This window comes from Nostoc sp. 'Lobaria pulmonaria (5183) cyanobiont' (assembly GCF_002949795.1).
GTDB lineage: Bacteria > Cyanobacteriota > Cyanobacteriia > Cyanobacteriales > Nostocaceae > Nostoc.
The window spans coordinates 4,346,549-4,360,038 of the sequence record NZ_CP026692.1 but is presented as its reverse complement, the minus strand read 5'-3'; the positions used below and the strand labels follow the sequence as shown (position 1 = coordinate 4,360,038).

At 40.9% G+C, this 13,490-nt stretch carries 12 protein-coding genes; 3 read left to right on the top strand and 9 right to left on the bottom strand.

Annotation, left to right across the window (positions count from 1 at the left end; genetic code table 11):
- The first annotated feature begins 236 nt into the window (after window positions 1-236).
- A complete protein-coding gene (locus NLP_RS19170) occupies window positions 237-1,289 on the top strand; it encodes a fatty acid desaturase (RefSeq protein WP_104907780.1) in 1,053 nt (350 codons plus the stop codon).
- Between the two features lie 96 nt (window positions 1,290-1,385).
- Here NLP_RS19170 and NLP_RS35585 read toward each other — a convergent pair whose 3' ends face one another.
- Window positions 1,386-1,514 (bottom strand): hypothetical protein, encoded by a 129-nt coding sequence (locus NLP_RS35585; RefSeq protein WP_267894876.1) that lies wholly within the window; start codon window positions 1,512-1,514, stop codon window positions 1,386-1,388.
- Between NLP_RS35585 and NLP_RS19165 the strand changes: the two genes are divergently transcribed.
- Complete coding sequence (locus tag NLP_RS19165; RefSeq protein WP_104907779.1) at window positions 1,508-2,587, top strand: fatty acid desaturase; 1,080 nt, start codon at window positions 1,508-1,510, stop codon at window positions 2,585-2,587. The genes NLP_RS35585 and NLP_RS19165 overlap by 7 nt on opposite strands.
- 133 nt (window positions 2,588-2,720) lie before the next feature.
- Here NLP_RS19165 and NLP_RS19160 read toward each other — a convergent pair whose 3' ends face one another.
- The 7 genes from NLP_RS19160 to fdxB all read right to left on the bottom strand — a co-directional run bounded on the left by NLP_RS19160 (window position 2,721) and on the right by fdxB (window position 9,373).
- Window positions 2,721-3,173: an ArsC/Spx/MgsR family protein gene (locus tag NLP_RS19160; RefSeq protein ID WP_104907778.1), complete on the bottom strand. Its 453-nt coding sequence runs from the start codon at window positions 3,171-3,173 to the stop codon at window positions 2,721-2,723.
- A gap of 70 nt (window positions 3,174-3,243) precedes the next feature.
- Window positions 3,244-3,855 (bottom strand): cupin, encoded by a 612-nt coding sequence (locus NLP_RS19155; protein ID WP_104907777.1) that lies wholly within the window; start codon window positions 3,853-3,855, stop codon window positions 3,244-3,246.
- Window positions 3,856-4,177: 322 nt separating this feature from the next.
- Window positions 4,178-4,663, bottom strand: a complete 486-nt coding sequence (locus tag NLP_RS19150; RefSeq protein ID WP_104907776.1) for a hypothetical protein — start codon at window positions 4,661-4,663, stop codon at window positions 4,178-4,180.
- Window positions 4,664-4,742: 79 nt separating this feature from the next.
- Window positions 4,743-5,342, bottom strand: coding sequence for a cytochrome c oxidase subunit 3 (locus NLP_RS19145; protein WP_104909933.1), 600 nt, complete (start codon window positions 5,340-5,342; stop codon window positions 4,743-4,745).
- A gap of 447 nt (window positions 5,343-5,789) precedes the next feature.
- Complete coding sequence (gene ctaD, locus NLP_RS19140) at window positions 5,790-7,478, bottom strand: cytochrome c oxidase subunit I (protein WP_104907775.1); 1,689 nt, start codon at window positions 7,476-7,478, stop codon at window positions 5,790-5,792.
- Window positions 7,479-7,583: 105 nt separating this feature from the next.
- Entirely contained in the window at window positions 7,584-8,567 is a 984-nt protein-coding gene (locus NLP_RS19135; RefSeq protein ID WP_104907774.1) for a cytochrome c oxidase subunit II, read from the bottom strand.
- A 512-nt stretch (window positions 8,568-9,079) separates the two neighbouring features.
- Window positions 9,080-9,373, bottom strand: coding sequence for a ferredoxin III, nif-specific (gene fdxB / locus NLP_RS19130; protein ID WP_104909932.1), 294 nt, complete (start codon window positions 9,371-9,373; stop codon window positions 9,080-9,082).
- Between the two features lie 1,071 nt (window positions 9,374-10,444).
- Between fdxB and NLP_RS19125 the strand changes: the two genes are divergently transcribed.
- Window positions 10,445-12,040: a helix-turn-helix domain-containing protein gene (locus NLP_RS19125; RefSeq protein ID WP_104907773.1), complete on the top strand. Its 1,596-nt coding sequence runs from the start codon at window positions 10,445-10,447 to the stop codon at window positions 12,038-12,040.
- Window positions 12,041-12,211: 171 nt separating this feature from the next.
- On the opposite strand, the gene NLP_RS19120 is transcribed toward NLP_RS19125, so the two are convergent.
- Window positions 12,212-13,189 (bottom strand): sucrase ferredoxin, encoded by a 978-nt coding sequence (locus NLP_RS19120; RefSeq protein WP_104907772.1) that lies wholly within the window; start codon window positions 13,187-13,189, stop codon window positions 12,212-12,214.
- Between the last annotated feature and the right edge of the window lie 301 nt (window positions 13,190-13,490).

Below are 13,490 nucleotides of genomic sequence, written 5' to 3'. Positions count from 1 at the left end.
AAGCTGGAGACGTTTCCCTTGCTCCGGTTAGGAGTTAGGAGTTAAAAGTTAACATGTGTAGCTTTTTTAACTCATAACTCATCACCTCTAACTCCTAACTTTTCAAAAAGCTATTTACTTACGGGTGCGCTTGTGTCGGTTAGATTGCTATAATCCAAAGCGCTAATATTAAGAAATTTTGCGGCAAGTTGCTTTTTGGTGACTTGGTGGAGGAGTTTGTTGTTTTTTAGGTGTCCATGACTACATCAATAATTAATAGCCAGAAACTAAGTGACGAGCCTGGTAATTCCGACTTCCGGCTCAAAGATATTGTCAAAACCCTGCCACGGGAATGTTTTCAGCAGAACCGTCGCAAAGCTTGGACACAAGTCCTGCTGAGTGTCTTGGCAGTCGCCTTGGGCTATTACAGCCTGATTATCACTCCTTGGTTTCTCTTGCCCCTAGCTTGGATTTTTACGGGCACTGCTTTAACAGGTTTTTTTGTAATTGGCCATGATTGTGGTCACAGGTCTTTTGCCAAACGTCGTTGGGTAAATGATTTGGTGGGGCATTTCTTCATGATGCCGTTAATTTACCCTTTTCACAGTTGGCGCATTAAGCATAATTATCACCATACTCATACCAACAAGCTGGATGAGGACAACGCTTGGCATCCAATCAGACCAGAAGTGTTTGAAAATTGGGATACAACCCGGCAATCTGCTTTTAAGCTGTTCATGCGTAAACGCCTTTGGTGGGTAGGTTCCATTGGACATTGGGCTGTGGTGCATTTTGATTGGCGGAACTTCAAAACTAAAGACCAATCGAGTATCAAGCTTTCTGTGGCTGTAGTAGTGGTGTTTGCTGCGATCGCTTTCCCGACTCTCATCGCCACAACTGGTATCTGGGGATTTGTCAAGTTCTGGCTAGTGCCCTGGATGATTTACCATTTTTGGATGAGCACTTTTACCATTGTTCACCATACTGCCGCAGATGTTCCTTTTGCGACAGCGAACAAGTGGAACGAGGCTCTAGCACAGCTATCTGGAACTATTCATTGCGATTATCCGCGCTGGGTAGAAGTCTTGTGCCACGATATCAATGTTCATGTCCCTCATCATATCTCCACTGCTATTCCTTCTTATAATTTGCGGCTAGCTTACAGCAGCATCAAAGAAAATTGGGAGCCTTATCTGCATGATGAGTATCAGTTTTCTTGGCCTTTAATGAAGCAGATTACAGATCAATGTCAACTATACACAACTGATGTTGGCTATAAGACTTTCAACGAACATTATACAGAGCGATAAATAGCACTGTGACTACACTCACGCTCTTGAACCAACGAGAGCGTTTATCATGCTGTGTTTAAATAGAATCTGGCAATTTTTTAATGACTAAAATTGTTAGGGAAATTGCCAGAAATTATCTTCTTTGGTGTTAGCGATCGCTAGTTTCGTGGGCATCCTAGAGGTGAGATGATTTTGTCTCAAATAAAGTTCCGATTTATATCCAACAAAAGAATCCAGTGCCATCAAATATCATCAGTTTCAACAATCCTCTTAGCAGTGAAACGTCTGAGGATACAACTAAATTACCTTTCACTCTTCAGGATTTAAAAGCTGCAATTCCTGCTGAATGCTTTCACCCCAATGTGACAAAATCACTTTTTTACTTTTTTCGTGACATCCTGATTATCGGTCTGCTTTATGCAGTTGCTTATTACCTGGATTCTTGGCTTTTCTTCCCGATTTTCTGGTTAATGCAAGGAACGATGTTTTGGGCTTTGTTTGTAGTAGGACATGACTGCGGACACCAATCTTTTTCTAAGCATAAATGGCTCAATGATTTGATTGGACATCTTTCTCACACACCAATACTTGTTCCTTATCATGGTTGGCGGATTAGTCACAGAACTCATCACAAAAATACTGGTAATATCGATAACGATGAAAGCTGGTATCCTGTGACAGAATCACAATATAAGGATATGCCTTTAGCACAAAAAATAGGCCGATATTATGTTTTTCTATTGGCTTATCCTGTATATCTGTTTAAGCGTTCTCCTAATAAAGAAGGCTCCCACTTTTTGCCCGGCAGTCCACTTTTCAAAGCATCAGAAAAATGGGATGTTCTTACTAGCACTGTACTTTTGATTGGCATGATAGGTTTGCTCGGTTTCCTCACCTACCAATGGGGTTGGATGTGGTTGCTGAAATATTACGCTGTACCCTACCTTGTGTTCATAGTTTGGTTAGATTTGGTGACATTCTTACACCACACTGAGCCAGAGCTTCCCTGGTATCGTGGAGAAGATTGGACTTTCCTAAAAGGCGCAATTTCTAGTATTGACCGTGATTATGGTTTGGTTAATCACATCCATCACGATATCGGTACTCATGTTGCTCACCATATATTCCTTAACATCCCTCACTACAATTTGCTAAAGGCAACTGAGGCAATAAAACCAGTGATGGGTGAGTATTTCCACAAATCGGAAGAACCTATTTGGAAGTCATTATGGCATTCATGTGTCAGCTGCCATTTTGTACCTGATACTGGTAGTAAAGTTTACTACACATCCAACAACAAGTTAGCTAAAGGCTAGAGCCAATTTCAAAGTCCCTCTCCCAAGCTTGGGAAAGGGATTTAGGGTGAGAGCTATTTAATTCATCCAAGAAGTCTAATGACTACAAGCTGCCTTGCTTTTGATGTTGTTCGCTACGCTGCTTACAGCCACCTTAATGACTATGATGATGACTATGCTCTTTACCGTGGGAGCAGTTTTGCAAATCTTGGTTCATAAGCTTGTCGCTGATTTCTTGCAAGGATTCATCCACAGCTTGTAAGCCAATCCAAGTATCAATCTTTTGGACATCAAATCCTACCTCACGGCGATCGCCTATTTCTAACAAAGGACGGCGAATTAACAGTGGTTCTTTCAGCATCAACTGCAAAGCGGTTTGGGCATCAGTTTTTTCAGGAACTATTTCACCAGATTTTATCTTGGGGGAGGAAAGATTAAACCATTCGGCAACGGGGCGATCGCCAAAAAATGAACGCAACCGCTCAACTGTCCAAGGTTCTGTTAACATATTGTATGGTATCACCTCATGTCCGGCAGCTGTTAGTAAAACTTTTTGCTTAGTACCACCTTTACAGCCTGGTTTGCTATAGAAAATTACTCTTGCCATTTTAACTACCTCTTAGTGGAATACAACTCGTTTTTGGGGGCACATAGCTATGCGCCCCTATCAGATGGTGCTAAAAGTTTTTAGCACTATATTTAACCGGATCAAACTCAAATCTTTCATTCGGATCGGTTTCGCCGTAGACATTAAAAGTTACGGTTGGTTCATCACCCATTGCTTCTACACAGTGAATTGCATCGGGAGTAAAGCTAATAATGTCTCCTGGAAATAGAGTTAACTCTCCCGTCTGTTCAATTTTGTCCTGAAATTCTGGGCTATTGGTGCGTTGCCAAAAAGTGTTTTTTTCCTGACCTTTTAACACCGCTACTATTCCCCATGTCCCATGATTATGAATGGTTGAACGGGTTCCCGGCGCAAATGTTACTGTTTGCACTGTCAACGGAAAACCCAATTCATCGTATAGGAGTGAAACAGAGGTTCCCGTTTTGGGCGAAGGCTCTAAATATTGACTTTGCACCCAGTAAGAATTTACTATCAAGCGCCTTACGAGCATCTGAAGTTCTGGTAGACGACTGGCTTCATCGTCAACGCTATTGAGAACATCTTCCACCTCAGTTAAAAACCGATAAAGGCGGTAATTTTCTCTCAATAAATCCCATGCTCTCACAGATCTACAGGCTTGATACTGACCGTCCCCCCTTAGCAGCCAATCCTTACCTTTCATAACTTTTAGATTGATAGGTGATAAGATTGGAGGACAAAGATCGGAGAGACATTAGGAAGACTACCTACATCAAGTTTAGTAGGTACGTTAATAGGAGGAATGATAGAGTTACTATTAGTACCTGCTCCCAAGAGGGAGTAAGAAGAATACGATGTAGTAGATAACCAATTGTTCATGATTGTTCACCGAAAGGGAATTGGGAATTGGGAATTGGGAATTGGGAACTTGTACTGAGCGCAGTCGAAGTATTGGGAATTGGGCATTGCTTATTCCTCTTGTTTCCTTGTCTCTCTCACTCCCCACTCTTTCTTCTATTGACTAATTAATCATCTTCTTCTGCTGGACGTGTCAAAATATCCAGGAGAATTCCGGCTCCGAAATCATTCTTCTCGTCTATTTCTTTGACTTTGGTGCTGATTTCTTTTGCTTGCTCAATTTCACCTAAATTCGCTAGTACTAGTCCAGAAGCAGCATAAGCATTTAAGTACAATCGGATTTGTGGGTCTTCTTTGCGATTGACTAATATAGGCTTAAGTTGCTCCCAGTCATCAGGAAGTTTCTCTCGTTCTTTAATTTTATCTAATAATTTGACTGTTGTTTGCAAAGCGAGAGAATAATTATTTTTATAATAGAAAAATCTATATGCTGCTACCAAGACATCTGTATTTTCACCAGTTTCGGCTAAAGCTTGTTGAATATACTTTTCCGATTCTGATGTATTCTCCCACTTTTGTGCAGCTAGAATTAATAAATTTTTGATGTCCTCTGGAACCTGAAACCATGATAATTTGTTTGCATCAAGTTGCATAATAATCTCTTTGAGAGTTAGGAGTTAGGAGTTAGGAGTGAGGAGTTAGAAGTTAAGAATTTCTAACTCCTCACTTGTGTTAAAACAATGTGAGAACGTACACTAAGGTGAATAAGACAATCCAGATAATATCTACGAAGTGCCAGTAAATTTCTGTCATTTCGATGAAAGTATGATTGGTTGCAGAATATTCACCGGGACGGCGCGATCGCCACAATACACGTAATATCAATAACAGTCCCACAAAAACGTGCAAACCGTGGAACCCAGTCATGATATAAAAGCAGTTGGCGAAGACGTTGGTAGTCAGTCCGTATGCTAAAGTCGAGTACTCATAAACCTGACCACCCAAGAAAATTGCCCCCATGATTGCAGTAATTCCATACCACAGTTGCATTCCCTTGACATCATTCTTTTTAATCGCCGAATCACCAAAGTGAATGACGAAACTACTAGACACCAAAATAATGGTGTTAATCGTCGGTACAAGTAGTTCTACTTCACTTCCTTCTGGAGGCCAAACGGCTGTAGTACCTCGAAAAAACAAATAAGTGGCAAAAAATCCTCCAAACATCAGGGATTCAGAGGCGAGGAACGTCAACAGTCCCCAAACTCTTAAATCTGGATGTTCTTCGTGTCCGACACTGTGATCTTCGCTCGTGGTTGTACCTATAGTCATAGATTTTTTGACAATATTATCTACTCTGTCTGTTGTGGAAGCTTGAATAAAGAATGAAGTCTGAAGCGGCAAATTTTCATTCTTCATCCAAAATCCTTATTTAACCAAACTCTTCACTTGTTCAGGAATGATCAAAATTCCGAGTTTCAAGTTCCAAGCTCGGAGTTCCGAGTTCTAATCTCGGAGTTTCGAGTAATAATGCTCAAGTTTCGAGTTCCAAGCTTGGAGTTCCGAGTAATAATGCTCAAGTTTCGAGTTGCAAGCTCGGAGTTTCGAGTTGCAAGCTCGGAGTTTCGAGTTCCAAGCTTGAAGTTCCAAGTTCTAAGCTTGGAGTTCCGAGTAATAATGCTCAAGTTCCGAGTTCCAAGCTTGGAGTTTCGAGTTCTCAAATTAAATGACTAGAAATTGCAGTCACCTTGAGTGCGATCGCACTACTCACTCTACTAACTAAGCAGTAGCTTCCGGCGTTGCAGATGGCTGTACTTCAGTACTATGACCATGACCGTAGTCATAAGGGCCATGAGTCACAACCGGCAACACTTCCCAGTTTTCAATTGCAGGTGGTGAGCTAGTTGTCCATTCTAAGGTCAAAGCTTGCCAAGGATTATCACCAGCCAAAGGTCCCTTCAGCCAACTATAGATAATATTGATCGCAAAGGGAATTACCGATATCCCCAAAACAATTGAACCATAGGTACAAATTTTATTGAGGTCGATAAATTGGGGGTCATACATTGCCACTCGTCGCGGCATTCCTTGCAAACCCAACTCGTGCATGGGTAAAAAGGTCAGATTAGTGCCGATGAAGGTGAGGGCGAAATGAATCCGTCCCCAGGTTTCATTCAGCATTCGTCCGGTCATTTTGGGGAACCAGTGATAAATGCCGGCGTAAATGCCAAACACGGAACCGCCAAACAGAACGTAGTGGAAATGTCCGACAACATAATATGTGTCGTGGATGTGAATATCAAAAGGGGCTGTTCCCATCGTCACACCGCTTAAGCCGCCCATGACAAACATGGACAATAAGCCAATGGCGAAAAGCATCGCACTGGTGAAGCGGATTTTACCACCCCAAAGAGTAGCAACCCAGGCAAAAATCTTCACGCCAGTAGGAACTGCAACTATGAGCGTGGAGATAGTGAAGAACATCCGCATCCAACCGGGTGTGCCACTGGTAAACATGTGGTGTACCCAGACGAACAGACCGACAGCGCAGATTGCTACACTAGAATAAGCGATCGCTTTATAGCCAAAGATTGGCTTGCGGGAGTGAACTGGAATTACCTCCGACATGATGCCGAAGATGGGCAGAATCATTAAATATACTGCCGGGTGAGAATAAAACCAGAATAAGTGTTGATAAATTACAACGTTACCGCCCGCATCTGGTTTAAAGAAGGAAGTACCAAAGTTGAGGTCAAACAACAGCAGAATTAAACCGGCTGCTAATACAGGTGTGGAGAGAAGTGCTAGCAGGGAGGTTGCCAAGATTGCCCAGCAAAATAGGGGCACTTGATCCCATTTCATGCTAGGAACCTTCATCATCAAAATGGTGATCACAAAGTTCAGTGAACCCAAAATTGAGGAAGTTCCCACCAAAACGATCGCAAGTATCCACATAGTTTGAGCGATTGGTGCTGTTACCAAGCTCAAAGGTGGATAAGCTGTCCAACCAGATTGCGATCCGCCAAAAATGAAACTACCTAATATGAGCGCACCTGCTGGTGGATTTAACCAAAAGGCGATCGCATTCAGCTTCGGGAAAGCCATATCCCTAGCACCGACCATCAAGGGCACCAAAAAGTTACCAAATCCCCCAATGGCGCTAGGGACAATCCACAGGAAGATCATAATCGTCCCGTGATTGGTCATGAAAGCGTTATACAGATTGGGGTCGAGTACGTCTGATTCTGGTGTTGCTAATTCGACCCGCAGAGCGATCGCCATCAGTCCGCCGATCAGATAGAACACGAACGCTGTTACTAGGTATTGAAGACCAATAACTTTGTGGTCAACATTAAATGTAAAATAGTCTTGCCATTTCCACGCCTTCGGATGAGAGGTGTGGCCAGCCACCATTTCCGGTTTCTTTCCTTCTGGTGGAGTATTCCGTGGAAATTCTACCTGCGTCATATTTTTGTACCACTATGCGGAGTTCAGGGTCAAACGTCCAAAGTTAATTAAATGTGACTCTTGTACAGACGCGTGACTCTTGTACAGACGCGATTAATCGCGTCTCTACTTGACTACTGACTCTAGAGTTGCTGCACTAATTCCCATATCATGGGTGTGGGGTGCGAGAAACTCTGATGTTGATAAGTCGGCTGGATTAACTGCAACGACTTGATTGAGGTTTTGCTGTTGAGCAATCTGGTTTTCTGTCCGCCAGGTTTTATAGTCTTCTGGTGTGTGGACAATTACCTCTGTCCGCATTGAACCGTGATAACCACCGCACAACTCAGCACAAACTACGGGATATGTACCTGGTTTGGTGGCGACAAATCGTAGTTCGGTAGGTATACCAGGAAGCGCATCTTGTTTCAGGCGGAAGTTTGGCACCCAAAATGAGTGAATTACATCTTGTGCAGAAAGGTTGAGTTGCACATCAGCACCGACGGGTATGTGCAATTCCCCAGAGGTAATGCCACTATCAGGGTAGTTAAATAACCAGGCGTATTGTATCCCTTTGACATCAACAACTAAATCGGCTGGTTTGTTTAGGGTTTGAGGAGACGCACCAATGCCAATTGTTGGGGCAATTGATGGGGCAGTTGTTGCTTGGGAAGTATCGCTTAATGTGGCAGCAAGAGCAGTTCCCGGCATCTGAGCAACATGAGCTGCTGAATGAGGATGACCCGCAGGATCAAAGCCTCCCATTCGGTTAAAAACATCTACACTGTAGATGCCCAAGAGGAGGACAATCACTGTTGGAATTGCTGTCCAAAAGACTTCTAAGGGCAAGTTACCTTCTATTGGCACGCCATCGGTATCGTCACCCGGACGGCGACGAAACTGAATCAAAAAAACTACAATTGTTCCTTCTACCACCAAGAAGAGTGCGATCGCAATGGTAAACATGATGTTGAAAAAACCGTCTACCAAAGGCGCTTGTAGCGATGCTTGCACTGGCATCAGAGTGTGATTCTGACCAATCCAAATACTGATTGCTGTAACTACTATCCCAGCAACCAGAGTCCATAGTGAAACAGGAACTTGTTCCATACATGCTACCTGTGTAAACAGTCTTTAAAGGTGTGATTTTCTAGGTTTTGGGCATTAGACATTGGACATTGGGAATTGGGTATTGGGCATTGGGAATTGTTATCTATTCCCCATTCCCCATTCCCCATTTCCCATTTCCTTTTCACTTATTAACTTTCTAACGTGCAGCCATAAAAAAAGGGGGAAACTTCCAGATTTTTTCCATATCTTTCCCCCAGAAAATTACAAATTATATTTCAACTCCTATGAAAAAGTTAGCCCCCTGCTTTCATAAAAGCTAGTTGTTCCAAGAGGGCACTGTTAGACCTAATATTGATTAGGCTATATTAGCAGCAAGTTTAAATTTGTTAATAGCTCACATTTTGTGATTTACGGATTTGTTTACTGTGAACTATTTATTAGTTCCGGTAAATATTTAGTATTCCCCTCAAGTTACCTTGCCTAGCGTATTTGCGCTTTCTACAAACAGTGCCTCATTGAATTAACAACAATTTTGACTAACTTCAAAAACCTTAATTGTTTAATTCAACATGCGTGTAGCAATTCTTGGGGCAAATCCGTGAACAAGCTTCACAACCAATACAGTTATCTGGAGAAGTAACTGCCATTACTTTCCGTTCAACTTCTTCCTCATCTTCATCTTCTACAAATTCGCCTTCTTCGTTGAGTGCCTTCAAACCTAGCACATTGTACCCGCATACTTTAACGCATCTGCCACAGCCGATACATTTTTCCTTGTCGATTTCCTGAGCGAATTTTGGTGTCCAAGCCTTACCGCCAAATGTCAAACCTGTTAGTTGTGCCATGAATAAATCCTCGGCATTTTTGCCTGTCATCTGTTTGTGCATTAACCATCATATTATCCTAATTTTTTATTGTTTTGTACTCAAAAATTACTTTTACAGCATCAATTTTCGATAACTTTGAACACAATAGCAAATTGTTTTTTATTTCAAGTTATAGATAAAGTTTCTTGCAAATAATTCTTATGAATATTTAGTATTCCTTTTTCCCCTGCTCTACATGGAAATGGATTCACCGGGTCTCTGACTCAATATCTGACTGGAGATAGCAGCCCACAATCGGCCATTTTCATACAGAGCATAAATAAAAAGTTGAGGATTTAAAATCTATGCAGGTGAGTAAAGCCTCGTGTATATGTAGTTTATAACTGCCGATTTAACTATTGTTTCCAGCAAATGCAACTATATCTATAAGAGTAATGATATTCTTTTTCAAATATTTTTAGACCTAAGCAAACAAATTTATATAAACAGTATACATATATACCAGAATAAATGTTCGCCAGTTACATTTTGATATATGCAATATGTATTGGAGAAAGCAACAATTTTCAATTTAGTTTGATTTAAATATTTAGATAAATGATGACAAAATGAATATTATTCTTTCGTCGGAATCAACAGAATTAATTTATGAAGGAACTGTAAACTTTATGGCAGAATATTATCATGTCTTAAATATTAAAATTATTAACAAATCAGATGAGGTCTAATTGTAAGAGGCTTAAACATTTCCTAAAAATATTTTGTGTAAGGTTTTCTGGTCAAAGTGAAAATGTTCATTAAGTAGTTAATTAAATAAATGTTAAAACTTTTTTAAAGCTCAATACGAACAAATTAATTATTTTGCTCATGAAATGTATAGTTAATAAGAAGTTTTGTCAGGCTCAATTTGAAAGCCTTAAATAGCTTTCAAGTGGATGCGAAGTTAACAAGTAGATGTGGTGATTGAATGTGGTGAGAAAAGACTATTCTCACCATAAAGATAATGTGTAGCGAGTCATGAATAAACAGGACTCATCCAGGGGAGACCTGAGCCAGACATCTCAACGATTAGAGTGGGAAAAGAGCCAAATGCCTTATACAATTCCTAACAACAGTTGCGTTGGATGTGACAACTGCCGCCCCCAATGTCCTACGGGTGCAATCAGAATAGAGGACAATGAATACTGGGTTGATCCTGGTCTTTGTAATAATTGCGAGGGCTATTATTCAGAACCGCAATGTGTAATAGCTTGTCCAACTAATTCTCCCATTCCTTGGCAGGCGAAAAAGGGAAGATGCAAAGTTGAACCAAGAGATGCTACCAGCTTAGACTTGTTTTCTAATGGCAAGAATAATCCATTTGCTTCAGCGATCGCAATTTGGGAAGCTTGTAATGTATTAGCGCAGCGTACATCCCTACACTGGGAAACCGATGAAGAGGGCTACATCAGTTACAGCCGACAAGTCAATCAAGGGCGAGGTGCGATCGCTTTTCACATCCAAGATCCCTTGAAAGTTAACGACAAGGCCACAGATATAGCAGCAATTGAGGGGCTTGACATTAGAGCCGCTTGCATACATCTGATTTTTGCAGCTTATGCTACAGCTTTAGAGCAACCTTGGGAGCAAGAATTTGCGATCGATGAGCGACAAATCGAGAAATATTTGGGGATGGAGAAACGCAAAGACTTGAGCAAAGCTGCCAAGCTAGCTTTAATGAAAAATATCGTGCAGCAAGCTTGCTCCTTGATTATCTCCATTGACTGGCCCCAACAAGGTCGAATTAACGGATTTTCTGTTGTCGGAAGCCGCTTATGGCACTTGGTAGATATTCAACATCACTTTCAAGAAGACAATCTTGGATGCAAATATCTGATTGGGCTAACTTTTAAAGTCAAAGCAGGCTTATGGGCACAATATTTCTTAAACAAACAAGCATGTAAAGAGCGAACCGCATTCTATCAATACGGTAGTCTCCCCAAAACGCTGCTAACCACAGTTATGAGCATTTGGCAGCAACATGAAGGTGCAGTCCGACTAATGCTGTGGTTGCTGTTTAAAACCAAAATGGGCAAAGAACAACGCATCACCATTCCTACCCTGCTGCGTATTGCTTACGGTGAAGAAAAAGTCGCCCTTGCATCTAGACAACGGGAAGAACGCAAACGTCTGCTGCGAACCTTTGAAAGCGACTTGGAAATTCTCAATCACTATGGAATGAAGGCACTTTTCGATCCAGTTACATACCCACCAGAAATTCAACCTTTGTGGGCGAAGTTAATTGATCTTCCCGAAGATCCAGATGAAGCATTAGAATTTTGGACTAACGACGGTGGTGCTGAAACTCGCCTCACAGACACAGGCCCCCGTGGTAAATGGAATCTGCTCATGAATGCGCGGATTTTGGCTTTTGAACTCCCACCAGAATGGGAACAGCAAATTTCAGAATCAGAAAAAAAGAAAACAAGAACTGCTAAAGCCAAAAGGAAGCCCAAAGCTACAAACGATTTGCTAGGTGAACAGATTTTGCAGGCGCGAAAAAATTTGAATCTCTCCCAAAGAGAGTTGGCAAAACTCACAGGTAAAAGCCAAAGCTGGATTCGAGATATCGAAAATGGTCGTTTAAAAGCCAAATTAGAAGACCAAATACTGTTACGAAAAGTCTTAAATATGGCTTCATCTTGATTCAATATTTGGAATTTAAACACAGAGAGACACAGAGATTTTATTACGAATTTTTACACCGTTATACTAAATACAGTATTTAATTAATTCCGAGCGAACTAAATTTAGTAATACTCTGCGTCCCTCTGCGCTTACCTTTGCGTCCCTCTGCGTTTAAAACACTCTCCACTTCTATGTACTATAACTCATTACCTTACTAGAGGTAATCCAAAAACTACCGACAGCATATTTAGTAACTACCAACTCTCGTGTAGCATTGCATGAACTCTTCAGTTGTTGAGTCTTGGTTTCATCTTTCACAAGTTTAGCCTGGTAAGTGTAGAGAGAACCACAAGGTTGTTCAAAACTAAGTTCAGCTAAGATAGTATTATTGTCTAAACTTTGCTCCAAAATTTTGCCTGCAACTTTGTAGTTAAACCAATCCCATCCTTTACAGAGGATTAACTCTCTTTCCAAAACTTGAAGTACAGCAGGCAGAATTCCCCAACCTCGATAGACTTTATGTAAGCATTGAATATCGCCGGTACGAGTCAAAATCGATCTAAATGAATCTTGATCGAGACGACCGTAGTATCTTCCTTCTGGCAAGTCTATAACTGTTGGTGCAAACCGATGTCCACCAAAATGCGATGATTTCCAAATTCGCACATTATCTAAGCACAAATCAGCATTACTCGCTGTAATATGGAAGTAAAAAGGAGCGCCATATCTCGCACAACACTTGTCATGGCTACCGTGGGTACAAACTAAAATATCTCTAGTTGTAGTAGTTTCCACTTCAGAATTAGAATTGATACCCCATATCCATTTTTGGACAACTCCTGCTACTTCCTCAATATTTGCTAGCTTAAACTCTTGCTTATGGTATCCATTACTTAGCCCCTCTTGTTTTTGATAAATCAAAAGCGTAGTATGATTTACCTTGTGTGATAGATCATTAGCAATTAAGAGGAATCTAATCGGCAGTTTAGCACGCTTCACTTCTTCTACCAAAATCCTCAAATTCTGAGGCACCCATTTGGAATTAAAGGCTTCGGATGTCCAAGGTAAAGGACACTCAACTAAAATATAAGTTTGATAATTAGTGGCACTACCAATAACATCTTCTCCTACTTGCAGTGAATCATCAGAACAAAAAAAAGTATTCATTTCGCTGTACTCATTAGCATATTTAATGGACAAAAGGTATTCCCAAATACAATTGTGTTCTTAGCTACAATATCCTTGACTAAAGGAGATAAAAAAGAACAATATTCATTTCTCAGTTCAAACTAGGTAGCCACTTTATAACATCATTATTGATTGAGGTCTTTCCGGTTAATAAATTCTCCATAATAAAGATAAACAGTGTCAAGAGATATTTTTCCGTATGAGTGGCGTTAATTTTGTATCTAGTTTTATTGTTATTTGGTATTTAATAAATTTTAATTTGCGGAAACTCAGTTTTTCT

Coding starts and splice junctions, on each gene's coding strand:
- NLP_RS19120 (WP_104907772.1), bottom strand. CDS start 13,189: ATGAATACTTTTTTTTGTTCTGATGATTCACTGCAAGTAGGAGAAGAT.
- NLP_RS19145 (WP_104909933.1), bottom strand. CDS start 5,342: ATGACTATAGGTACAACCACGAGCGAAGATCACAGTGTCGGACACGAA.
- NLP_RS19135 (WP_104907774.1), bottom strand. CDS start 8,567: ATGGAACAAGTTCCTGTTTCACTATGGACTCTGGTTGCTGGGATAGTA.
- NLP_RS19150 (WP_104907776.1), bottom strand. CDS start 4,663: ATGCAACTTGATGCAAACAAATTATCATGGTTTCAGGTTCCAGAGGAC.
- NLP_RS35585 (WP_267894876.1), bottom strand. CDS start 1,514: ATGGCACTGGATTCTTTTGTTGGATATAAATCGGAACTTTATTTGAGA.
- NLP_RS19125 (WP_104907773.1), top strand. CDS start 10,445: ATGCCTTATACAATTCCTAACAACAGTTGCGTTGGATGTGACAACTGC.
- NLP_RS19160 (WP_104907778.1), bottom strand. CDS start 3,173: ATGGCAAGAGTAATTTTCTATAGCAAACCAGGCTGTAAAGGTGGTACT.
- NLP_RS19170 (WP_104907780.1), top strand. CDS start 237: ATGACTACATCAATAATTAATAGCCAGAAACTAAGTGACGAGCCTGGT.
- ctaD (WP_104907775.1), bottom strand. CDS start 7,478: ATGACGCAGGTAGAATTTCCACGGAATACTCCACCAGAAGGAAAGAAA.
- NLP_RS19155 (WP_104907777.1), bottom strand. CDS start 3,855: ATGAAAGGTAAGGATTGGCTGCTAAGGGGGGACGGTCAGTATCAAGCC.
- fdxB (WP_104909932.1), bottom strand. CDS start 9,373: ATGGCACAACTAACAGGTTTGACATTTGGCGGTAAGGCTTGGACACCA.